This is a genomic window from Streptomyces sp. NBC_00557 (assembly GCF_036345995.1).
Lineage (GTDB): Bacteria > Actinomycetota > Actinomycetes > Streptomycetales > Streptomycetaceae > Streptomyces.
The window spans coordinates 4911303-4935376 of record NZ_CP107796.1; the positions used below are offsets into that span (position 1 = coordinate 4911303).

Below are 24074 nucleotides of genomic sequence, written 5' to 3' on the forward strand. Positions count from 1 at the left end.
CGGCTCCCGAGAGGACGCGGGCGTCCACCGCAGTCCATCGAACCGGGGCCCGTACCTCGATGTCCGTGCACAGCCAAACGGCAGCCCAAGCCGGCGCCGCCACACCTGAGTTCCCGCGCCATGTGGTGACCGCGGTCCTCGTCTCCCACGACGGCGCCCGCTGGCTGCCCGACGCCCTCGCCGGGCTGCTCGGCCAGGAGCGCCCCGTGCAGTACGCGGTCGCCGCCGACACCGGGAGCGCGGACGACTCCGCCCGGCTGCTCACCGAGTCCCTCGGCGACGCGAACGTCCTGCACCTCGCCCGCCGCACCGGCTTCGGCCAAGCCGTCGAGGAGGCGAGCCGCACCGCCCCGCTGCTCACCCCCGAAGAGCTGCCCTACCTCAAGCGCCCCAGCGGCTGGGACCCCGTCACGCGCACATGGCGTGACGACGCGTACGACCTGCCCGAACTGCCGTACGGCGAGCCCATCCAGTGGCTCTGGCTGCTGCACGACGACTGCGCCCCCGAACCCGACGCCCTCGCCGAACTGCTGCGGGTCGTCGACAACGAACTGGAGCTGGGCCGCGACGACGTGGCGGTCGTCGGCCCCAAGCTGCGCGGCTGGTACGACCGCAGGCAGCTGCTGGAGGTCGGCGTCTCCATCGCCCACTCCGGCCGCCGCTGGACCGGCCTGGACCGCCGCGAACAGGACCAGGGCCAGCACGACCACGTGCGCACCGTGCTCTCCGTCTCCACGGCCGGCATGCTCATCCGCCGCGACGTCTTCGAGCAGCTCGGCGGCTTCGACCGCCGGCTCCCTCTGATGCGCGACGACGTCGACCTGTGCTGGCGCGCCCATGCCGCCGGCCACCGCGTCCTGATCGCCCCCGACGCCGTCGTCCGGCACGCCGAGGCGGCCTCCCGCGAGCGCCGCGCCGTCGACTGCGTCGGCCGCACCGCCGCCTCCCCGCACAAGGTCGACAAGGCCGGCGCCGTCTACACCCTGCTCGTCAACACCCGTGGCGCCGCCCTGCCCTGGGTGTTCCTGCGGCTCGTGCTCGGCACGCTCCTGCGCACCGTCGCCTACCTCGTCGGCAAGGTGCCCGGCCAGGCCGTCGACGAGATCCGCGGCCTGCTCGGCACCCTGCTGCGCCCCGAGCGGATCATCGCCGCCCGGCGCCGCCGGGGCCGCCCGCAGATCGACAAGACCGAGCTGCGCCGGCTGTTCCCGCCGCCCGGCGCCACCATCCGGGCCACCGTCGAACAGCTCGCCGCGAACTTCACCAGCGGCACCGACGACACCTCGGCGGCCGGCCGGCACGGCGGCGCCGTGGAGTCCGGGCCCGGCGGCGACGACGCCGAGTTCCTGGAGATCGAGCAGTTCGCCCGGCTCAAGCGGATCGCCCGCAGGCCCGGCCCCGTGCTCTTCCTCGCCCTGCTGCTGATCTCCCTGGTCGCCTGCCGCGCCCTGCTCGGCGGCGGCGCCCTCGGCGGCGGCGCCCTGCTGCCCGCCCCGGCCGGCGTCGGCGACCTGTGGTCCCGCTTCGCCGACAGCTGGCACCCGGTCGGCGCGGGCGGCACCTCCTCCGCCCCGCCCTACCTCGCGATCGTCGCCACCCTCGCCACGATCCTGTTCGGCTCCACCGGACTCGCCGTCACCGTCCTGCTGGTGGCTTCCGTGCCGCTCGCCGGATTCACCGCCTACTTCGCCTCCCGGCCGCTGGTCACCTCCCGGCTGCTGCGCGCCTGGGCGGCCGTGGCCTACGCGTTCCTGCCCGCCACCACCGGCGCCCTGGCCGGCGGCCGCATCGGCACCTCCGTCCTCGCCGTGCTGCTGCCGCTCATCGCGCGCGCCGGCATCGCCGCGAGCGGCCTCGCGAACCGCTCCGGCGCACGCGGCAGTTGGCGCGCCACCTGGGCGTACGCGCTGCTGCTGACCATCACCACCGCCTTCACGCCGATCGTCTGGCCCATCGCGCTGCTCCTCGGCATCGGCGTGCTCGTGCTGCGCCGCGGCGACCTGACCGCGCACGCCCTGCGCCTCCTCGCCCAGCTCGGCACCCCGCTGCTGGTCCTCGCGCCCTGGTCGCTGACCCTGTTCCCGGCCGGCTTCTTCAAGGAGGCGGGCCTGGCCTACGGCCCCTCGGCCGCCTCCGCGTCCGACCTGCTCGGCGCCAGCCCCGGCGGCCCCGGCACCGTGCACGGCCTGATGCTCATCGGCATCGTCCTCGCTGCCCTGGCCGCGCTTCTGCGCTCCGAACGCCAGCTGGCCGTCCGCACCGCCTGGGCCGTCGCGCTGCTGGGCCTCGTCTTCGCCGTCCTGTCCAACAGGTCCGCCTGGGCCGGACCGGCCACGCTCGTCTACGGCATCGCCCTGCTGGCCGCCGCCGCCCTCGGCGCCGACGGCGCACGCGCGCGTGTCGCCGAGCAGAGCTTCGGCTGGCGGCAGCCCGTCGCCGCCCTGATCGCCTTCGCCTCGGCCGCGGGCCCGCTGCTCGTCGCCGCCGGCTGGATGATCCGCGGCGCCGACGGCCCCCTGGAGCGCCGCGACCCGACCCAGGTGCCCGCGTTCGTCGCCGAGGACTCCACCACCGGCGACCGGGCCCGCACCCTGATCCTGGACAGCGACTCCCCCGCGCGCGTGCGCTACACCCTGGTACGCGGCTCCGGCGCCCGCATGGGCGACGCCGAGGCCGGCGCCGCCGACGGCGCGGACGCCCGGCTGGACAAGGTCGTCGCCAACCTCGTCGCCGGCTCGGGCGCCGACCAGACCGACGAACTCGGCGGCTTCGCCGTGCGGTACGTCCTCGTCCGCCAGGGCGCGCCCCGCGACATCACCCGCGTCCTCGACACCACCCCCGGCCTGACCCGGCTCAGCCAGCAGCACGGCAGCGCCCTGTACCGCGTCGACCAGGAGGTCTCCCGCGCGGCCATCGTCCCCGCCGGCGGCTCGGACGCCGGCCGGCCGGTCAGCGCCGGACCGGTGGAGATCCACACCACCGTCCCGGCCGGCTCCGCGGGCCGCGTCCTGCGCCTCGCCGACACCGCCTCCGACGGCTGGACGGCCACCCTGAACGGCAAGCCGCTCACCCGCACCACGGTCGACGGCTGGGCCCAGGGCTTCCAGCTGCCCGCCGACGAGGGAAGGCTGGACGTCACCTACGACGACCCGATCACCCACACCGCCTGGCTGTGGGCCCAGGGCGCGCTCGCCGTCGTCCTGGTGGTCCTCGCCCTGCCCGGCCGCCGCCGCGACGTCGACGACGATCTCCCCGAGGAGGAGCCGCTGCCGGCGCAGGCCACCGCCGGGGAGGGCCGCCGCGCCCGCCGCCTGCGCGCCCAGGCCGAGGAGCAGGCCGCCGGTGAGCAGACCGCCGGCGAGCAGCCCACGGCGCCGCCCCTCCCGGAGGAGGCACCGGCCGCCGTACCGCACCAGCAGGGGTACGGCGAGTGGGAGCAGGACTCCTACGCGAACGCCGGATACGCGGACTACGGAACCGGCCAGTACCAGGACGGCGCCCCCTACCAGCCCTCCGGCCACGACCAGCACACGTACCCGGCCGACCCCTATCAGCAGCCCGGCCAGTACGACCCGTACGCCTACGACGGCACTGGCGGCCCGCTGCCGTACGACCCGACGGCCTACCAGCAGGGCTACCACCCGGCGTACGACGCCCAGCAGGGTTACGACGCCCAGCAGGGATACGACCCGGCCCAGCACCCCCACGGCACCGGCAGCGAGCGTCCCGACGGGAGCCAGCAGTGAACCGCACCACCCTGTCCCTGATCGCCGCCTCCGGCGCACTGGCCGCCGTCACCGCGTTCGCCGCGTTCGCCGGCCCCACGGCGTCCGGCGCCTCCGCCCCCAAGGCGGCCGCCGAACTCCCGGTGGAACGCACGAGCCTGCTGTGCCCGGCGCCGAGCATCTCGGACATAGCCGACACGTCGTACACGTCGTTCACGCCCGTCACCCAGGGCACGGCGAGCACCGGCACGGCCCGACTCCAGGCGGCCGACGGCCAGTTGGCGGACGGCACGGACAACTCCGGGACCGGCAAGGGCGCCAAGGGCTCCAAGAGCTCCAAGGGCGGCAAGAAGACGGCGGACCAGCCGGTGCTGACCCCCAAGGCGCCCGGCACCCCGGTCACCGGCGACACCTCCGGCGCCGACGCGCCCGCGCTCATCGGCACCGCCGACGGGAAGTTCGCGCCCGGCTGGACCGTCCAGGAGACCACCGAGGTCGCCGCCGGCACCGGCCGCGGCCTCCAGGGCGTCACCTGCACCACCGCGGACACCGACTTCTGGTTCCCCGGCGCCGGCACGGCCGCCGACCGCACCGACTACCTCCACCTGACCAACCCCGACGACTCCGCCGCGGTCGTCGACATCGAGCTGTACGGCAAGGACGGCGCGATCAAGTCCCCGCTGGGGGAGAACCAGACCATCCCGCCGCACGCGAGCAAGCCGATCCTGCTCTCCACGCTCACCGACGAACGCCAGGCCGACCTGACCGTGCACGTCAGCGTGCGCAGCGGCCGGGTCGGCGCGTCGGTGCAGGCCCTGGACGACAAGGCGGGCGGCGACTGGCTCGCCGCGTCCGCCGACCCGGCCGGCAGCCTGGTCCTGCCCGGCATCCCCAAGGACGCCACCGACGTGCGCCTGATCGCCTTCACCCCCGGCGGCGACGACGCCGACCTGAAGGTCCGCCTGGCCTCACCGGACGGCCTCATCGCCCCGGCGGGCCACGACACCCTGCACGTGAAGTCCGGCATGACGACCGCGGCCGACCTCGGCGACGTGACCAGAGGCGAGGCGGGCTCCCTCGTCCTGACCCCCACCGACCAGTCGGTGCCGGTCGTCGCGGCGCTGCGGGTGGTCCGGGGCAAGGGCGACAAGCAGGAGACGGCGTTCATCCCGGCCACCGCGCCCGTCGGCACGCGCGCGACCTCGGCCGACAACAGCGCCAAGGGCACGACCCTCTCCCTGACCGCGTCCACCGCCACCGCCACGGTCAGGGTCACGGCGTCGGCGGGCAGCGACGGCGGTACGGCGACGACGAAGACGTACACCATCAAGTCCGGCACCACCCAGGACGTGCCCGCCCCCGTGCCCTCCGGCCTGAAGGGCACCTACGCCCTCACCGTCGAAACCGTCTCCGGCGGCCCGGTCTACGCCTCCCGCACCCTCTCCGCCACCGAATCCGGAGTCCCCGGCTTCACGATCCAGCCCCTCCCGAACGACCGGGGCCTGGTGGCGGTGCCGAAGACGTCGGAGGACCTGTCGGTGCTGCAGAAGTAAGGCCGGCGCGGTAGGGGAAGCGGTCGTACGCGCGTGGCCGCCGAGGGCAGCGGCCGTCGTACCCGCATGGCTGCGGGCAGTCGCGCAGCCGGGGGCGGCACGGGCGTGCGGTGGGGGAGGGCCCCCGCAAGCACGGGCGGGCGAAACACGCGTTGGCCGTCGGCGCCGCGCACTCGGCAGGCGCCGGGCAACCGAAACGCCCACCGGCCGGCGGCAGCACAGCGCACCCACGCGCCACCGCACCCGCCGGAGCCCCTAGTCCTCCCCGTACCGAGGATCCACAGTCTCCGGAGTCAGCCCCAGCAGCTCCGCCACCTGCTCCACGACCACCTCGTGCACCAGCGCGGCCCGCTCGTCCCGCCCCTTGGTCCGGATCTCCACCGGCCGCCGGTACACGACCACCCGCGCCCGCCGCCCGTCCCGCGCCGGAACGACCCCGCCCAACGGCACGGCCTCGTCATTCCACGCCTGCTCGCCCCGCCCGTCCAGCCGGGGCACCTCCAGCACGAGGAAATCGATGTCGGCCAGCTGCGGCCAGCGCCGCTCGAGACGGTCCACGGAGTCCTGCACCAGGTCCGCGAACACATCGGCACGGCTGGCCGCCAGCGGCACCTGCGGCGGCGCGATCGGCCCCCGCATGCCCCGCCCGTGACGATCACGGCGACGGGGCCCGGGGCCGGCGGCACGGGGCGGTACACGGTTGTCCATCACTGGGGAAGCGTAATCCCCGCTCGCGCCCGCCGCCCGCCCTCACACGGCCACCACCCCCCACCCGGCGAGCGGCCCTGACCCACCCACGGGCCACCGCCCGTCCCGCACCCCGCCCGCCCCCAGCCGACCAAGATCCCCGCCGATCAGCCCACCACCGATCGGCCGCACCTTGTTTCGACCGCCCCTCTCCGGATCGTGTCGCAGGATGACCATTCCAGCCAACGTCTGGCTCGTTTCCGTAACCCTCCAAGACCGCCGAACTCAAGGCAATTGGCGGTGTTTGTGCCGACTCATGACCGTATCGAGTCCCGCCCGAAACCCGCCGAGACCCCGTCCATGCAGGTCAGCAGGGGCTCCTCGAAGGGGTGTGTGGGGCGTTTCACAGCACGACACGGTGGAGTGACCTGGTGCCGAGTCGTCGCGGCCCGCTCAAGAGTGCGGTACCGTCCAACGTCGTGAGCCCTGTACGTCGCTGTTCGCGCACCGCCTGCGGCCGACCCGCCGTCGCGACGCTGACGTACGTCTACGCCGACTCGACCGCGGTCCTCGGCCCGCTCGCCACCTACGCCGAGCCGCACTGCTACGACCTGTGCGCCGAGCACTCCGAACGCCTCACCGCCCCCCGCGGCTGGGAGGTCGTCCGCCTCCTCGACGGCTCCGCGCCCGCCCGGCCCAGCGGCGACGACCTGGAGGCGCTCGCCAACGCCGTGCGCGAGGCGGCCCGCCCCCAGGAGCGCGCGGCCGGTGCCGGCGGCGGTTCGCGTACGGCGGACCCCATGGAAGTCGCCCGCCGCGGCCATCTGCGCGTCCTGCGCTCCCCGGACAACTGAGCCTGGGCAAGAAGCCGTTCAGAGCCGGCCCGTACCCGGACGGGACGGCCGGCGAAACGGCCGGCTGTCACGACCAGGTGTCCACCGGACGTCCACCAGGTGTCCGCACAACACGCCCTTACCCCGGGCGGGTAGTTTGTGGGCACCCATAGGACTTTCAGGAGGGTTGGCCGTGGTTGCTGATCTGTCGCAGATCGTGAAGGCGTACGACGTACGCGGAGTGGTTCCGGACCAGTGGGACGAGTCACTGGCCGGGCTCTTCGGCGCCGCCTTCGCGGAGGTGACGGGCGCGGCGGCCATCGTCGTCGGCCACGACATGCGGCCCTCGTCCCCCGGCCTGTCCCGCGCCTTCGCGCGCGGCGCCGCCGACCGCGGCGCCGACGTCACCGAGATCGGCCTGTGCTCCACCGACCAGCTGTACTACGCCTCGGGCGCGCTGGACCTGCCCGGCGCCATGTTCACCGCCTCGCACAACCCGGCCCAGTACAACGGCATCAAGCTGTGCCGCGCGGGCGCGGCCCCGGTCGGCCAGGACACCGGCCTGGCCCAGATCCGCGAACTGGTCGAGCGCTGGCTGGAGTCCGGCGCCCCCGAGCCGGTCGACCGGCCGGGAACCCTGTCCTCCCGCGAGACGTTGGAGGACTACGCGGCGCACCTCCGCTCCCTCGTCGACCTGACCTCCATCCGCCCGCTGAAGGTCGTGGTCGACGCCGGCAACGGCATGGGCGGCCACACGGTCCCCTCGGTCTTCGCCGGCCTGCCCCTGACCCTCGTGCCGATGTACTTCGAACTGGACGGCACCTTCCCCAACCACGAGGCCAACCCGCTCGACCCGGCCAACCTCGTCGACCTGCAGAAGCGGGTCCCGGCGGAGGGCGCCGACCTCGGTATCGCCTTCGACGGCGACGCCGACCGCTGCTTCGTCGTGGACGAGAACGGCGACCCGGTCTCCCCCTCCGCGATCACCGCGCTGGTCGCCGCCCGCGAACTCGCGCGCCACGGCGGCAAGGGCACGATCATCCACAACCTGATCACGTCCCGTACGGTCCCGGAGGTCGTGAAGGAGAACGGCGGCACCCCGGTCCGCACCCGCGTCGGCCACTCCTTCATCAAGGCCGAGATGGCCCGCACCGGCGCGATCTTCGGCGGCGAGCACTCCGCGCACTACTACTTCAAGGACTTCTGGAACGCCGACACGGGCATGCTGGCCGCCCTGCACGTCCTCGCGGCCCTCGGCGGCCAGGACGGCCCCCTGTCCTCCCTCGTCGCCCAGTACGACCGCTACGCCGGCTCCGGTGAGATCAACTCCACCGTCGCCGACCAGGCCGACCGCCTCGCCGCGATCCGCTCCGCGTACGAGGGCCGCGCCGGCGTCACCCTCGACGACCTCGACGGTCTCACGGTCGCCGCCGCCGACTGGTGGTTCAACGTCCGCCCCTCCAACACCGAGCCGCTCCTGCGCCTGAACGCCGAGGCGAAGGACGAGGCGACGATGGCCAAGATCCGCGACGAGGCGCTGGCGATCATCAGGGCGTGAGCGAGCGCAGGGCACGACGGGCGGGACCGGCACTTCCGGCCGGCCCAGGCCGACGCCGCCCGCTTCGCCCGAGGTACGGCACCCCACGACCGCCCGGGATGGCTGTCCCTGGGCTCCTAGGGACGCCGTCCCCTTGGCTGCCCAGGGGTTCGCACCCCGGGCAGCCCGGGGCCCGCACCCCTTGGCCCCCAAGGCCCGCACCCCCGGCCGCCCGGGGTCCGCACCCCCTGGGTTCCTAAGGGACGCGCACCCCCTGGCCGCAGGGACGCACCCCCTGTCCGCCCAGAAAACGCAGTCTCGGATCGCCACCCGGCCCACCCCACCCGCCAGCGGTACGCTGACCACCGGCCAGAGAAACGACCCCCGAAGGGAACCCCCATGCCGCTTGAAGCCGGCCTCCTGGAGATCCTCGCCTGCCCGGCCTGCCACGCCTCCCTCAAGGAGCAGGACAGCGAGCTGATCTGCACCGGCCAGGACTGCGGCCTCGCCTACCCCGTCCGCGACGGCATCCCGGTCCTCCTCGTGGACGAGGCCCGCCGCCCCGCGTGACGACGCCCTTCGCGCCGTAGACGAACGTCGTAGAAACCCGCACAGGATCCCGGCGATCGGAGCCCCCATGCTGGACGAATCGCTGCTCGACACCCCGGAGGGCCTCGCCGAGGCCGACCGCCGAGGCCTGCTGCGCGGTGCCGCCGAGGCCGGCGCCCGCGTCCGCACCGCCGTCCGGCACGCCGCGGAGGCCGGCGTCGGCGACCTCAAGCCCGACGGCCGCCCCCGCGCCGTCCTCATCGCCGGCCCCGGCGCCGCCGCCACCCACACCGCCGACCTCCTCGGCACCCTGGCGGGCGCCGGCAGCCCCGTGGTCCGCCTCGCCCCCTCCGGCGTCGCCCCGGCCGCGGGCGCCCTGCGCTGGGAACTGCCGGGCTGGGCCGGTTCCGTCGACCTGCTCCTGATCGCCACTCCGGACGGCACCGAGCCCAGCCTCACCCTCCTCACCGAACAGGCCTACCGCCGCGGCTGTTCGGTCGTCGCCGTCGCCCCGGCCGGCACCCCCCTCGCGGAGGCGGTCGCCGGCGCCCACGGCATGTTCGTACCGATGGCGACGGCGCCGTACGACCAGGAGGAACCGCTCGCCGCGTCCTCCCCGGGCGTGTTCTGGGCGCTGCTCACCCCGCTGCTGGCGCTGCTCGACCGGATCGGGCTGATCAGCGCTCCGCCGGACGCCCTGCAGAAGGTCGCCGACCGCCTGGACCACGTCGCGGAGCGCTGCGGCCCCGCCATCGCCACCTACAGCAACCCGGCGAAGACCCTCGCCGCCGAACTCGCCGACGCGCTGCCCGTGGTGTGGACGGAAGGGACCTCGGCGGGCCCCGCCGGACGCCGTTTCGCCGCCGCCCTCGCCGAACTCTCCGGCCGCCCCGCGCTCGTCGCCGAACTCCCCGAGGCGCTCTCCGCGCACAGCGCCCTGCTGGCCGGCCCGCTGGCCGCAAGCGCCGACCCCGACGACTTCTTCCGGGACCGCGTCGAGGAGCCGCCCGCGCTGCACGCGCGCGTAGTGCTCCTGCGGGACCGCCCGATCAGCGGCCTCACCGCCGCCCCCGCCGCCCGCGACCTGGCCCTCAGCCACGACACGCCGATCAGCGAACTCGAACCGGAGGAGGGCGGCGAACTGGAGACCCTCGCGGAACTGATCGCCGTCACCGATTTCGCCGCCGTTTACCTGGCGCTCGCTTCGAGGGCCTGATCTGGCTACGGGCCGCACCACCCGCGCCCACCCAGCACCGCCCGCGGACCGCGCGCGGGCTGGGCAGCCGTCGTCACCGAGACAGAGAAGACACATGGACCGCCTCGACAACACCATCCGCCCCTACGCCTGGGGTTCACCCACCGCCATCCCGCAGCTGCTCGGCGTCGAGCCGAACGGTGAGCCGCAGGCCGAGATGTGGATGGGCGCACACCCGGGCGCACCCTCGCGGACCGCGCGCGGAAGCCTCGTCGAGGTCATCGACGCGAACCCGGAGGCGGAGCTGGGCAAGGAGGCCGTGGCGAAGTTCGGCCCGCGGCTGCCCTTCCTGCTCAAGATCCTCGCCGCGGGCGCGCCCCTCTCCCTCCAGGTGCACCCCGACCTGGAGCAGGCGAAGGAGGGGTACGCCGACGAGGAGCGCCGCGGCATCCCGGTCGACGCCCCGCACCGCAACTACAAGGACGCCAACCACAAGCCCGAACTGATCTGCGCGCTCACCGAGTTCGACGGCCTGTGCGGCTTCCGCGACCCGGCCCGGGCCGCCGACCTGCTCGAAGCGCTCGACGTCGCCTCCCTCAAGCCCTACGTCGATCTGCTGCGCGCCCAGCCGGAGGACGCGGCCCTGCGCGAGGTCCTCACCGCGATCCTCACCGCCGACCCGGAGGCGATGTCGCAGACGGTCGTCGAGACCGGCGCGGCCTGCGCCCGCCTCGGCGGCGACCACGCCCCCTACGCCGCCATCGCCCAGCACTACCCGGGCGACCCCGGCGTCATCGCGGCCATGCTGCTGAACCACGTCCGGCTGCAGCCCGGCGAGGCCCTGTTCCTCGGCGCCGGCGTCCCGCACGCCTACCTGAGCGGCCTCGGCGTCGAGATCATGGCCAACTCCGACAACGTCCTGCGCTGCGGGCTGACGCCCAAGCACGTCGACGTCCCCGAACTCCTGCGCATCGTCCGCTTCCAGGCGAACGACCCTGGGGTGCTGCGCCCGGAGGCCTCCCCGGCCGGCGAGGAGGTCTACGACACGCCGATCGACGAGTTCCGCCTCTCCCGGTACGTCCTGCCCGAGGGCGGCGCCACCCGCGACCTCACCCTCGGCACCCCCCAGATCCTGCTCTGCACCGCCGGCGCGGTCCGGGCCGGCGAGCACGAGCTCGGCCCCGGCCAGTCGGTCTTCGTCCCGGCCGGCGAGACGGCGCAGGTCTCGGGCGCGGGCACGCTGTTCCGCGCCACGGTGATCGTGTGACCGCTCGTGGTGTCCGGCTGTGGACATCCGGCTGTGGATATCAGGCGGTGTGATCGTATGACCGGGGTTGTGGATACCTGACGCGGCGATGCCCGGCCGGGCTGCAAGAATGGCCCACCGGCAAAGGCCGGGCAAAGCCCCGAAGGCTTGAGAGGCGAAGGGACAACGCGAACACATGAGCGCGTCAGGCGGTACCAGGGCGATCGTGGCGGCACTGGGGGCCAACCTCGCGATCGCGGCGTCGAAGTTCGTGGCGTTCGCGTTCAGCGGCTCCTCCTCGATGCTCGCCGAGGGCGTCCACTCGCTCGCCGACTCCGGCAACCAGTTCCTGCTGCTCGTCGGCGGCAAGCGCGCCGAGCGCGAAGCCACCCCGCAGCACCCCTTCGGCTACGGCCGCGAGCGCTTCATCTACGCCTTCCTGGTGTCCATCGTCCTGTTCTCCATCGGCGGCATGTTCGCCGTCTACGAGGGCTACGAGAAGATCAGCCACCCGCACGAACTGGAGCACTGGTACTGGCCGGTCGGCGTGCTGGTCTTCGCGGTCATCGCCGAGGGCTTCTCCTTCCGCACGGCCATCAAGGAGTCGAGCGAGCTGCGCGGCAGCCTGTCCTGGGCGCAGTTCATCCGCCGCGCCAAGGCACCCGAGCTGCCCGTCGTCCTGCTGGAGGACTTCGGCGCGCTGATCGGCCTCGTCCTGGCCCTGTTCGGCGTCGGTCTCGCCGTGCTCACCGGAGACGGCGTCTGGGACGGCATCGGCACGGTCTGCATCGGCGTCCTGCTCGTCGGCATCGCCCTGGTGCTGGCCGCGGAGACCAAGTCCCTGCTGCTCGGCGAGGCCGCCGGCGCCGACGTGGTCAAGCAGATCGAGACGGCGATGATCGACGGCGACACCGTCACCCGCGTCATCCACATGCGCACGCTGCACCTCGGCCCCGAGGAGCTGCTGATCGCCGCCAAGATCGCCGTCCGGCACGACGACACGGCCGCCGAGGTCGCGAGCGCCATCGACGCCGCCGAGGCCCGCATCCGCGCCGCCGTGCCCATAGCCCGGGTCATCTACCTGGAACCCGACATCTACAGCGAGGCCGAGGCCGCCAAGGGCCCGGACCCGGAGGCCACCCCGGGCGGCCCGAACCCCCACGCGGCCGGACACTGAGGGCCTTTCGGCTCCCTCAGCTCCCCATCGGCGGCGCCGGCCAGGGCACCGGCTGCACCGGCGGCGCCTTCCGCCGCCGTACGGCGAGAAAGCCGATCCCCAAGCCGAGGCCGACGAGGACCAGCACGCCACCGAGGAGCAGGGCCGTCCCCAGCAGCGCCGGACCCGTGCGGTCGTCCGTCACCCGGCCGCGCACCGCGTCCGCGGACACCGTCCCGCCCTGCTCGTCGAGGTGGAAACGCGAGTCCTGGGAGTTCGCGCGGTAGTCGCCGAGGAGGAACAGCCGCCCCTGCGGCACCTTCACGTCGTACGGCGTGTGCGTGCCGTCGGCGTCACCGCCGTATACGTACGGCTCCTCGACCGGCTTGCCGTTCACGGTCACCCGCTCCCGCCCGCCCACGAGCGTGCAGCACCTCACCCGGTCCCCGCCCACGCCGACGACCCGCTTCATGAGAGGTGCGCCCACCCCGTAGGACTCCGGCGGTGTGAACACCACGACGTCACCGCGCCGGACCTCGCTCCCGTCGACGCGCTCCCAGACGACCCGGTCACCCCGCCCGTACGACGGGCGCATGCTGTCGCCGCCCACGCTCGAGGCCCCGTACGCAGCCCGCCCGTAGGCGAAGGCGCCGATCCCCAGCACCAGCCCCAGCAGCCCCACCACGAGCGCCGAGATCCCCAGCCCCCGTCCCCGCCCTCTGCCCGCCATACCGCGCCCTCCCCATGCTTTCCGCCAAGGGCGCGAAGAATAGCCCCCGGCCGCCCACCCACCGCACGCGAGCCTCCCGGCCAGGCACACCCGCCCCCCGCGCAAAGCCGCCAAAGCCGCCGCTCACCCTGGTCCGCGAGCCGCCGTGCGGTGCCGTCCGCACCCTTGTCCGCGCGGCTCCCGCCCCCGCACCGCACCCCGAAACCGTCTCCCGGGCGGCCGGAACCGGCCGGAGGCGGACTGGGGCCGACCGGGCCGTCCGGTGTAGCTTGGGACGGAGCCAGACGTCGCTGCTGATGGCGGTCGGGCGGTCCCGTACGGACCGACCGAGGGAGAGAGGGCCTCCGACGGACTGCGCTGCGCGTACGTGGGCATGCCAGTGTCCTCTTCTCGGGCACTCGTGTGTCCGCCGCCGCGCAGACCAGCCGTACCCACCTCGACCCGAATACCGAGGAGCAGCTCGCAATGACGACTGTCGACAACCGACAGGACTTCAAGGTCGCCGACCTCTCGCTGGCCGAGTTCGGCCGCAAGGAGATCAGCCTCGCCGAGCACGAGATGCCCGGCCTGATGGCGATCCGCAAGGAGTACGCCGAGGCCCAGCCCCTCGCCGGCGCCCGCATCACCGGCTCCCTGCACATGACCGTGCAGACCGCCGTCCTCATCGAAACCCTGGTCGCCCTCGGCGCCCGGGTCCGCTGGGCCTCCTGCAACATCTTCTCCACCCAGGACCACGCGGCCGCCGCCATCGCCGTCGGCCCGGACGGCACGCCCGACAACCCGCAGGGCGTCCCGGTCTTCGCCTGGAAGGGCGAGACCCTGGAGGAGTACTGGTGGTGCACCGAGCAGGCGCTGACCTGGCCGGACAGCCCCACCGGCGGCCCGAACATGATCCTGGACGACGGCGGCGACGCCACCCTCCTCGTCCACAAGGGCGTCGAGTACGAGAAGGCCGGTGAGGTCCCCGCTCTGGACACCGCCGAGTCCGACGAGCACCGCGTCATCCTCCAGCTGCTGCACCGCACCCTGGGCGAGAACCCCCAGAAGTGGACCCAGCTGGCCTCGGAGATCCGCGGTGTGACGGAGGAGACCACGACCGGTGTCCACCGCCTGTACGAGATGCAGCGCGAGGGCACCCTGCTCTTCCCGGCGATCAACGTCAACGACTCGGTGACGAAGTCGAAGTTCGACAACAAGTACGGCTGCCGGCACTCCCTGGTGGACGGCATCAACCGGGCCACCGACGTGCTGATCGGCGGCAAGACCGCCGTCGTGTGCGGGTACGGCGATGTGGGCAAGGGCTGCGCGGAGTCGCTGCGCGGCCAGGGCGCGCGGGTGATCATCACCGAGATCGACCCGATCTGCGCGCTGCAGGCGGCGATGGACGGCTACCAGGTGACCACCCTGGACGAGGTCGTGGAGACCGCGGACATCTTCATCACCACCACCGGCAACAAGGACATCATCCTGGCCTCGGACATGGCGAGGATGAAGCACCAGGCGATCGTCGGCAACATCGGCCACTTCGACAACGAGATCGACATGGCGGGCCTGGCCAAGGTCCCCGGCATCGTCAAGGACGAGGTCAAGCCGCAGGTGCACACCTGGACCTTCCCGGACGGCAAGAAGATCATCGTGCTGTCCGAGGGGCGCCTGCTGAACCTGGGCAACGCCACCGGTCACCCGTCGTTCGTGATGTCCAACTCCTTCGCGGACCAGACGCTGGCCCAGATCGAGCTGTTCACCAAGCCCGACGCGTACCCGATCGGTGTCTATGTGCTGCCCAAGCACCTGGACGAGAAGGTCGCCCGCCTCCACCTGGACGCCCTGGGCGTCAAGCTCACCCGGCTGCGCCCGGAGCAGGCGGCGTACATCGGCGTCGACGTCGACGGCCCGTACAAGCCGGACCACTACCGCTACTGAGCCGGCGACTCCGGCGAGTCCCTGGTCCCGCCCACCGGGGAGCGCACCGGTGCACCGCCGCGCTCCCCGGCAGCAGACCCCCGAGGCAGGCCCCCGCACCCCCGTGCCGGGGGCCTGCCCCGTTGACGGGTCCCGCCGGAACCGCACGGGACCACCGGAAGTCCGGACCCGCACGGACGACCGGAAGCCCGAACTGCACGGACCACCGGAAGCCCGGCCGGACCCTCAGCCCGTCAAGCCCCAGGACCCCCATGCCCCGCGGCCGCTATTCGCTCCACGATCCGCACGATCACACCCCCCTCGGTGAAGAACACTTCCAGTGCGCCCCCGGCCCGTCCGGCTGGCGCTATGTCTCCCGGCTGACCGATCCCGCCGGCGCTCAGCGCGGCTCGGTCGATCTCGCCCTGGACGACCTGGGCCGCCCCATCCGCCTCGAACTCCACGCGGGGGAGTGGCAGGTGCGCGGCGCCGCCCTCGACGGCGTCACCTGGGTCCGTACCGACCCCACCGGCACCCATGCCACCGAAGGCAATGTGCGCGCCCACGCCTTCACCGGCACGTCCCCCGCGTTCCTCGTCGCCACCGCCCGGCTCCTGCGCCTCACCCCCTCGTCCGACGCGACCCGCGTACGGCTGGTCGCCTTCACCGACCCGGTCCTCGCCCCCCGCACCGTGGACCAGTCCTGGGCCTTGGTGAACAGCGAAGCACACGCCACTGACAACGGCCCCCTGATCGTGGACGAATACCAGGTCACAGCCCTGGACACCGGCGAACGGAACGCCGTCCACATCGCCGGCGACGTCGTCCTCGCCGCCCCCGGAATCGAGCTGGAGGACCTGGAGTCACCACCGTCGACGTTCGACTGATCGCCGGGGGACGCAGAGAAGACGGGGTTCGCCGGATCAGTACCGGCGACCGGTCGGACCGGCCGGCTCCGCGCCGGCCCGGCCGCCGGCCGAGGGCCTGGCGGAACCGCTCCGTGCCTCTACGCCGGTGGTACGAAACCGGTGGCCGGCCGGTCGGCAGGCGGCCCGCCCTGCTCAGGCCGGGGAGGCACCGGCGACGGCGCCAGCGGGTTCTGCGGCTGCCGGGCCCGGTCCTGCGGCCGGCCCGGCTGTGCGGAGTGCGCCGGATCGCCCGCCGCGGGAGCCGGTGGCTGAGAAGAAGGGGGTTGGTGAGCGGAGGGCGGATGCGCCGAGACGGGAGGCTGATACACGGCCGGTGTGCCGGGCGCGGCCGTCGGCGGGGCGTAGCCACCGGTGCCGTACGCCTGCCGTGCCTCACGCGACTGCCGTTCGTGCACGACCGCGGCCAGGAAGGCGGCCGCCGGCAGATCCGGCGGCACCGGGGCGCCCGTGCGCGCGGCCAGGTCGGCCGCCAGCCGCTGCGCCATCGCCATGGAGACCTGCGGGTCGAGCTGCCCCATCCGGGTCAGGTACTGCCGGACCGCGAGCCACAGCCCGTCCGGCACCGCCGACAGGTCCAGCTCCGCGAACCGCCCCGCCAGCCAGGCGGGCGAGGGCGCGACGACGCCGGCCCGGCCGGCCGGTATCCGCTCGCGCACCACCAGGGTGCCCGCGAACACGTCTCCGAGCCGCCGGCCTCTCGCCGACAGCAGCGAGGCGATGCAGGCGATCACGCCGAACGTCAGCAGGATCTCGACCACGCCGATCGCTCCCCGCACCAGCGCGTGCCGGAACCGGATGGGGCCGCCGTCGTCGCGCACCACCCGCAGCCCGAGGGCCAGCTTCCCCAGCGAACGCCCATGGCTGAGGGTTTCCACCGCGATCGGCCCGCCCACCAGCACCAACAGAAACGTCGCGATCGACAGCGCCGTCTGCGCGGCCTCGTCCAGCGACGCGGTCGACACCACCACAACGATGCTGACGACGACGTACGCGATCACGGCCACCGCCAGATCGAGCAGCACAGCCAGGGCCCTGCTCGGCAGCTTCGCCGGCCGCAGTTCGAGCGCCACCGCCTCGCCGGTCACCAGCTCACTCACGCCCGCCGTCCTCTCTTGATCTGCCCCCGGAAGGGCAAGTCTGCCAAGCTGTGAGCGCATCGCGTCGCAGTACTACAAGCTGACCGCGATCGAGACCACCCGCCACGAGCAGTCGGCGACCAGCCGAGGAGCAGGCAGACCCGATGGACCTGGACGTCTTCGTCGCCGTACACCGAGCCGAATGGGACCGCCTCGACGCCCTGCTCAGCCGCCGGCGCCGACTCAACGGGGCCGAAGCCGACGAACTCGTCGCCCTCTACCAGCGCACCGCCACTCATCTGTCCCTCATCCAGTCCAGCGCCCCGGACCCTCAGCTGACGGGTCGGCTCAGCCAACTCGTGGCACGCGCGCGTAGTGCCGTCACCGGCACCCGCCGCGCCTCATGGCGTGACGTCACACGCTTCCTGGGCCAGGGCTTCCCCGCCGCCGTCTACCGCGCCCGCCACTGGTGGGTACCCACGGCACTGGTCTCCACGGCCATCGCGATCCTCCTGGGCTGGTGGATCGGCACCCACCCGGACGTACAGGCGTCGATCGCGGCGCCCAGCCAGCTGCGTGAGCTGACCCGGCCCGGTGGCGAGTACGAGACGTACTACTCCAGCCACCCCGCGGCGGCCTTCGCCGCCCAGGTGTGGACGAACAATGCCCAGGCCGCCGCGATGTGCCTGGTCCTGGGCGTCTTTCTCGGCCTGCCCGTCCTGTGGATCCTTTTCGAGAACATGCTGAATCTGGGCGTCGGCATCGGCCTGATGTCCTCCGCCGGCCGGCTCGACACCTTTCTGGGGCTGGTCCTTCCGCACGGCCTGCTGGAGCTGACCGCCGTCTTCGTCGCCGCCGGTACGGGACTGCGCCTGGGCTGGACCGTCATAGACCCCGGCCCCCGTACCCGGCGCACCGCGCTCGCGGAGGAGGGGCGCGCGGCGGTCGGCATGGCGATCGGCCTCGCTCTGGTCCTTCTCGTCTCCGGCGCCATCGAAGGCTTCGTCACGCCGTCGGGCCTGCCCACGTGGGCCCGCATCGGGATCGGCGCCCTGGCCGAGGTGCTCTTCCTGGCGTACGTCTACGTCCTCGGCGGCCGAGCGGTCCGCGCAGGTGAGACCGGCGATCTCGAGGCGACGGACCGCAGCGCGTCGGTCCCCGCCGCCGCGTGATGTGCGTTCCAGCCCTGTGAGCTGCTAGTCTCCTCTTCGCCCCGCAAGACCCGTTGACACGGGTGGCGCGGGGAGGTAGATTCAAACAGTTGCCTGGAACTGGACAGGTTCACAGGTCGCAGCTAGACTCTACGAGCTTCCAGAGAGTGTCGTGAGCGACATCTCGGAGAAGCGCCTCCCGATTACTCAGAAATGAGCGGCCGGTCTGACCGGTCAAAAACTTCTGATAAAGTCGGATCCGCCGGAAAGGAAACCGCGAAACAAACGCGGGAACCTGGAAAGCGCCGAGGAAATCGGATCGGAAAGATCTGATAGAGTCGGAAACACCGAAGGGAAGCGCCCGGAGGAAAGCCCGAGAGGGTGAGTACGAAGGAAGCGACCGTTCCTTGAGAACTCAACAGCGTGCCAAAAGTCAACGCCAGATATGTTGATACCCCGTCTACTGGATTGTTCCGGTGGCGAGGTTCCTTTGAAAAAACACAGCGAGGACGCTGTGAACGGTCGGGCTTATTCCGCCTGACTGTTCCGCTCTCGTGATGTGTCGCCCCGATCACGGGGAAGCATTCACGGAGAGTTTGATCCTGGCTCAGGACGAACGCTGGCGGCGTGCTTAACACATGCAAGTCGAACGATGAACCTCCTTCGGGAGGGGATTAGTGGCGAACGGGTGAGTAACACGTGGGCAATCTGCCCTGCACTCTGGGACAAGCCCTGGAAACGGGGTCTAATACCGGATACGAGTTTCACCGGCATCGGTGATTCTGGAAAGCTCCGGCGGTGCAGGATGAGCCCGCGGCCTATCAGCTTGTTGGTGAGGTAACGGCTCACCAAGGCGACGACGGGTAGCCGGCCTGAGAGGGCGACCGGCCACACTGGGACTGAGACACGGCCCAGACTCCTACGGGAGGCAGCAGTGGGGAATATTGCACAATGGGCGCAAGCCTGATGCAGCGACGCCGCGTGAGGGATGACGGCCTTCGGGTTGTAAACCTCTTTCAGCAGGGAAGAAGCGAAAGTGACGGTACCTGCAGAAGAAGCGCCGGCTAACTACGTGCCAGCAGCCGCGGTAATACGTAGGGCGCAAGCGTTGTCCGGAATTATTGGGCGTAAAGAGCTCGTAGGCGGCTTGTCGCGTCGGTTGTGAAAGCCCGGGGCTTAACCCCGGGTCTGCAGTCGATACGGGCAGGCTAGAGTTCGGTAGGGGAGATCGGAATTCCTGGTGTAGCGGTGAAATGCGCAGATATCAGGAGGAACACCGGTGGCGAAGGCGGATCTCTGGGCCGATACTGACGCTGAGGAGCGAAAGCGTGGGGAGCGAACAGGATTAGATACCCTGGTAGTCCACGCCGTAAACGGTGGGCACTAGGTGTGGGCAACATTCCACGTTGTCCGTGCCGCAGCTAACGCATTAAGTGCCCCGCCTGGGGAGTACGGCCGCAAGGCTAAAACTCAAAGGAATTGACGGGGGCCCGCACAAGCGGCGGAGCATGTGGCTTAATTCGACGCAACGCGAAGAACCTTACCAAGGCTTGACATACACCGGAAAACCCTGGAGACAGGGTCCCCCTTGTGGTCGGTGTACAGGTGGTGCATGGCTGTCGTCAGCTCGTGTCGTGAGATGTTGGGTTAAGTCCCGCAACGAGCGCAACCCTTGTCCCGTGTTGCCAGCAGGCCCTTGTGGTGCTGGGGACTCACGGGAGACCGCCGGGGTCAACTCGGAGGAAGGTGGGGACGACGTCAAGTCATCATGCCCCTTATGTCTTGGGCTGCACACGTGCTACAATGGCCGGTACAAAGAGCTGCGATACCGTGAGGTGGAGCGAATCTCAAAAAGCCGGTCTCAGTTCGGATTGGGGTCTGCAACTCGACCCCATGAAGTCGGAGTCGCTAGTAATCGCAGATCAGCATTGCTGCGGTGAATACGTTCCCGGGCCTTGTACACACCGCCCGTCACGTCACGAAAGTCGGTAACACCCGAAGCCGGTGGCCCAACCCCTTGTGGGAGGGAGCTGTCGAAGGTGGGACTGGCGATTGGGACGAAGTCGTAACAAGGTAGCCGTACCGGAAGGTGCGGCTGGATCACCTCCTTTCTAAGGAGCACTTCTTACCGGGTTCGCTCGGTCAGAGGCCAGTACATCAGCGAACGTCTGATGCTGGTTGCTCATGGGTGGAACGTTGACTATTCGGCCAGGGTCTCGGGTCGGAGGCTGCTAGTACTGCTCGTAAGGGCGTGGAACGCACGATCTTCGGACGGGGGCTGGTCGGGCACGCTGTTGGGTGTCTGAGGGAATGAACTTCTCCTCAGTCGCCGGCCCCAGTGAACTCGAACCGGTTGGTTCGGGGTGGTGGGTGGCTGGTCGTTGTTTGAGAACTGCACAGTGGACGCGAGCATCTGTGGCCAAGTTTTTAAGGGCGCACGGTGGATGCCTTGGCACCAGGAACCGATGAAGGACGTGGGAGGCCGCGATAGTCCCCGGGGAGTCGTCAACCAGGCTTTGATCCGGGGGTTTCCGAATGGGGAAACCCGGCAGTCGTCATGGGCTGTCACCCATACCTGAACACATAGGGTATGTGGAGGGAACGCGGGGAAGTGAAACATCTCAGTACCCGCAGGAAGAGAAAACAACCGTGATTCCGGGAGTAGTGGCGAGCGAAACCGGATGAGGCCAAACCGTATGCGTGTGAGACCCGGCAGGGGTTGCGTATGCGGGGTTGTGGGATCTCTCTTCTGTCGTCTGCCGGCGACAGGACGAGTCAGAAACCGTTGATGTAGGCGAAGGACATGCGAAAGGTCCGGCGTAGAGGGTAAGACCCCCGTAGTCGAAACGTCAGCGGCTCGTTTGAGAGACACCCAAGTAGCACGGGGCCCGAGAAATCCCGTGTGAATCTGGCGGGACCACCCGCTAAGCCTAAATATTCCCTGGTGACCGATAGCGGATAGTACCGTGAGGGAATGGTGAAAAGTACCCCGGGAGGGGAGTGAAATAGTACCTGAAACCGTGTGCCTACAAGCCGTGGGAGCGTCGGATGCAGCTTGCTGTATCTCGTGACTGCGTGCCTTTTGAAGAATGAGCCTGCGAGTTTGCGGTGTGTTGCGAGGTTAACCCGGGTGGGGAAGCCGTAGCGAAAGCGAGTCCGAACAGGGCGCTGTAGTAGCACGCTCAAGACCCGAAGCGGAGTGATCTAGCCATGGGCAGGTTGAAGCGGAGGTAAGACTTCGTGGAGGACCGAACCCACCAGGGTTGAAAACCTGGGGGATGACCTGTGGTTAGGGGTGAAAGGCCAATCAAACTCCGTGATAGCTGGTTCTCCCCGAAATGCATTTAGGTGCAGCGTCGTGTGTTTCTTGCCGGAGGTAGAGCACTGGATAGGCGATGGGCCCTACCGGGTTACTGACCTTAGCCAAACTCCGAATGCCGGTAAGTGAGAGCGCGGCAGTGAGACTGTGGGGGATAAGCTCCATGGTCGAGAGGGAAACAGCCCAGAGCATCGACTAAGGCCCCTAAGCGTACGCTAAGTGGGAAAGGATGTGGAGTCGCACAGACAACCAGGAGGTTGGCTTAGAAGCAGCCACCCTTGAAAGAGTGCGTAATAGCTCACTGGTCAAGTGATTCCGCGCCGACAATGTAGCGGGGCTCAAGCGTACCGCCGAAGTCGTGTCATTCGTGCATATAGCCCTAACGGGTGCACGGATGGGTAGGGGAGCGTCGTCTGCCGGGTGAAGCAGCACCGGAAGGTAGTTGTGGACGGTTGACGAGTGAGAATGCAGGCATGAGTAGCGATACAAACGTGAGAAACGTTTGCGCCGATTGACTAAGGGTTCCTGGGTCAAGCTGATCTGCCCAGGGTAAGTCGGGACCTAAGGCGAGGCCGACAGGCGTAGTCGATGGATAACCGGTTGATATTCCGGTACCCGCTGTGAAGCGTCAAACATCGAATCCAGTGATGCTAAGCCCGTGAAGCCGCCGGGGCGCGTCTTTGACGTGTCTCGGAGTGGTGGAGCCGGTGACCCGAGCTGGTAGTAGGTGAGTGATGGGGTGACGCAGGAAGGTAGTCCATCCCGGGCGGTGGTTGTCCCGGGGTAAGGGTGTAGGACGCAGGGTAGGCAAATCCGCCCTGCATGTGTCTGAGACCTGATGCCGAGCCGATTGTGGTGAAGTGGATGATCCTATGCTGTCGAGAAAAGCCTCTAGCGAGTTTCATGGCGGCCCGTACCCTAAACCGACTCAGGTGGTCAGGTAGAGAATACCGAGGCGTTCGGGTGAACTATGGTTAAGGAACTCGGCAAAATGCCCCCGTAACTTCGGGAGAAGGGGGGCCAGTCCTGGTGATCGGTCTTGCACCGTGAGCTGGGGGTGGCCGCAGAGACCAGCGAGAAGCGACTGTTTACTAAAAACACAGGTCCGTGCGAAGCCGTAAGGCGATGTATACGGACTGACGCCTGCCCGGTGCTGGAACGTTAAGGGGACCGGTTAGCTCACTTTCGGGTGGGCGAAGCTGAGAACTTAAGCGCCAGTAAACGGCGGTGGTAACTATAACCATCCTAAGGTAGCGAAATTCCTTGTCGGGTAAGTTCCGACCTGCACGAATGGCGTAACGACTTCTCGACTGTCTCAACCATAGGCCCGGTGAAATTGCACTACGAGTAAAGATGCTCGTTTCGCGCAGCAGGACGGAAAGACCCCGGGACCTTTACTACAGTTTGATATTGGTGTTCGGTTCGGCTTGTGTAGGATAGCTGGGAGACTGTGAAGCATGCACGCCAGTGTGTGTGGAGTCGTCGTTGAAATACCAGTCTGGTCGTGCTGGATGTCTAACCTGGGTCCGTGATCCGGATCAGGGACAGTGTCTGATGGGTAGTTTAACTGGGGCGGTTGCCTCCTAAAGGGTAACGGAGGCGCCCAAAGGTTCCCTCAGCCTGGTTGGCAATCAGGTGTTGAGTGTAAGTGCACAAGGGAGCTTGACTGTGAGACCGACGGGTCGAGCAGGGACGAAAGTCGGGACTAGTGATCCGGCGGTGGCTTGTGGAAGCGCCGTCGCTCAACGGATAAAAGGTACCCCGGGGATAACAGGCTGATCTTCCCCAAGAGTCCATATCGACGGGATGGTTTGGCACCTCGATGTCGGCTCGTCGCATCCTGGGGCTGGAGTCGGTCCCAAGGGTTGGGCTGTTCGCCCATTAAAGCGGTACGCGAGCTGGGTTTAGAACGTCGTGAGACAGTTCGGTCCCTATCCGCTGTGCGCGTAGGAGTCTTGAGAAGGGCTGTCCCTAGTACGAGAGGACCGGGACGGACGAACCTCTGGTGTGCCAGTTGTTCTGCCAAGGGCATGGCTGGTTGGCTACGTTCGGGAGGGATAACCGCTGAAAGCATCTAAGCGGGAAGCCTGCTTCGAGATCAGGACTCCCACCCACTTGATGGGGTAAGGCTCCCAGTAGACGACTGGGTTGATAGGCCGGATCTGGAAGCACGGTAACGTGTGGAGGTGACCGGTACTAATAGGCCGAGGGCTTGTCCTCAGTTGCTCGCGTCCACTGTGTTGGTTCTGAAACCACGAACAGCCCCATGTGCCACGCATGGTTCGGTTGTCAGTTTCATAGTGTTTCGGTGGTCATAGCGTGAGGGAAACGCCCGGTTACATTCCGAACCCGGAAGCTAAGCCTTACAGCGCCGATGGTACTGCAGGGGGGACCCTGTGGGAGAGTAGGACGCCGCCGAACAATTCTTGGGGAAGGCCCACGCCGCACGGCGTGGGCCTTTCTGCGTTTCAAGACACTTCGTTATC

14 protein-coding genes and 3 rRNA genes are annotated in these 24074 nt (G+C 69.8%); 14 read left to right on the forward strand and 3 right to left on the reverse strand.

From position 1 onward, the window contains the following. Window positions 1–59: 59 nt before the first annotated feature. A complete protein-coding gene (locus OG956_RS21430; RefSeq protein WP_330339603.1) occupies window positions 60–3746 on the forward strand; it encodes a glycosyltransferase in 3687 nt (1228 codons plus the stop codon). Beyond that, window positions 3743–5278, forward strand: a complete 1536-nt coding sequence (locus OG956_RS21435) for a DUF5719 family protein (RefSeq protein ID WP_330339604.1) — start codon at window positions 3743–3745, stop codon at window positions 5276–5278. Before OG956_RS21430 ends, OG956_RS21435 begins: the two co-directional genes overlap by 4 nt. Before the next feature lie 255 nt (window positions 5279–5533). On the opposite strand, the gene OG956_RS21440 is transcribed toward OG956_RS21435, so the two are convergent. Then, entirely contained in the window at window positions 5534–5986 is a 453-nt protein-coding gene (locus OG956_RS21440) for a metallopeptidase family protein (protein WP_330342906.1), read from the reverse strand. A gap of 410 nt (window positions 5987–6396) precedes the next feature. Between OG956_RS21440 and OG956_RS21445 the strand changes: the two genes are divergently transcribed. From OG956_RS21445 to OG956_RS21470, 6 genes are all read left to right on the forward strand, one after another. Beyond that, window positions 6397–6819 (forward strand): DUF3499 domain-containing protein, encoded by a 423-nt coding sequence (locus tag OG956_RS21445; protein ID WP_330339605.1) that lies wholly within the window; start codon window positions 6397–6399, stop codon window positions 6817–6819. Window positions 6820–6991: 172 nt separating this feature from the next. After that, window positions 6992–8356 carry a phosphomannomutase/phosphoglucomutase gene (locus tag OG956_RS21450; protein ID WP_330339606.1) on the forward strand — a complete coding sequence of 455 codons (1365 nt, stop codon included), beginning with the start codon at window positions 6992–6994 and terminating at the stop codon, window positions 8354–8356. A 378-nt stretch (window positions 8357–8734) separates the two neighbouring features. Beyond that, on the forward strand, window positions 8735–8905 hold the full coding sequence (locus OG956_RS21455) for a Trm112 family protein (RefSeq protein WP_330339607.1): 171 nt from the start codon (window positions 8735–8737) through the stop codon (window positions 8903–8905). Window positions 8906–8972: 67 nt separating this feature from the next. Beyond that, window positions 8973–10100, forward strand: coding sequence for an SIS domain-containing protein (locus tag OG956_RS21460; protein ID WP_330339608.1), 1128 nt, complete (start codon window positions 8973–8975; stop codon window positions 10098–10100). 94 nt (window positions 10101–10194) lie between these two features. After that, complete coding sequence (gene manA / locus OG956_RS21465) at window positions 10195–11346, forward strand: mannose-6-phosphate isomerase, class I (protein WP_330339609.1); 1152 nt, start codon at window positions 10195–10197, stop codon at window positions 11344–11346. Window positions 11347–11521: 175 nt separating this feature from the next. Continuing rightward, a complete protein-coding gene (locus tag OG956_RS21470; RefSeq protein WP_330339610.1) occupies window positions 11522–12502 on the forward strand; it encodes a cation diffusion facilitator family transporter in 981 nt (326 codons plus the stop codon). A 16-nt stretch (window positions 12503–12518) separates the two neighbouring features. Here the strand turns inward: OG956_RS21470 and lepB are convergent, their stop codons facing one another. Next, window positions 12519–13211: a signal peptidase I gene (gene lepB, locus OG956_RS21475; RefSeq protein WP_330339611.1), complete on the reverse strand. Its 693-nt coding sequence runs from the start codon at window positions 13209–13211 to the stop codon at window positions 12519–12521. Between the two features lie 465 nt (window positions 13212–13676). Here lepB and ahcY point away from each other — a divergent pair, with 465 nt between their 5' ends. Next, window positions 13677–15134 (forward strand): adenosylhomocysteinase, encoded by a 1458-nt coding sequence (ahcY, locus tag OG956_RS21480; protein WP_330339612.1) that lies wholly within the window; start codon window positions 13677–13679, stop codon window positions 15132–15134. 251 nt (window positions 15135–15385) lie between these two features. Beyond that, window positions 15386–16000 (forward strand): hypothetical protein, encoded by a 615-nt coding sequence (locus tag OG956_RS21485; protein ID WP_330339613.1) that lies wholly within the window; start codon window positions 15386–15388, stop codon window positions 15998–16000. Window positions 16001–16119: 119 nt separating this feature from the next. Here OG956_RS21485 and OG956_RS21490 read toward each other — a convergent pair whose 3' ends face one another. Beyond that, window positions 16120–17139 (reverse strand): RDD family protein, encoded by a 1020-nt coding sequence (locus OG956_RS21490; protein ID WP_330339614.1) that lies wholly within the window; start codon window positions 17137–17139, stop codon window positions 16120–16122. Between the two features lie 143 nt (window positions 17140–17282). Between OG956_RS21490 and OG956_RS21495 the strand changes: the two genes are divergently transcribed. From OG956_RS21495 to rrf, 4 genes are all read left to right on the forward strand, one after another. Then, window positions 17283–18290, forward strand: coding sequence for a stage II sporulation protein M (locus OG956_RS21495; protein WP_330339615.1), 1008 nt, complete (start codon window positions 17283–17285; stop codon window positions 18288–18290). A gap of 563 nt (window positions 18291–18853) precedes the next feature. Continuing rightward, window positions 18854–20380: ribosomal RNA gene (locus tag OG956_RS21500) — 16S ribosomal RNA — on the forward strand. 306 nt (window positions 20381–20686) lie between these two features. Next, window positions 20687–23808: ribosomal RNA gene (locus tag OG956_RS21505) — 23S ribosomal RNA — on the forward strand. 84 nt (window positions 23809–23892) lie between these two features. Then, window positions 23893–24009 (forward strand): 5S ribosomal RNA (gene rrf / locus OG956_RS21510). The 16S, 23S and 5S rRNA genes sit together here, the layout of an rRNA operon. Window positions 24010–24074: the final 65 nt, after the last annotated feature.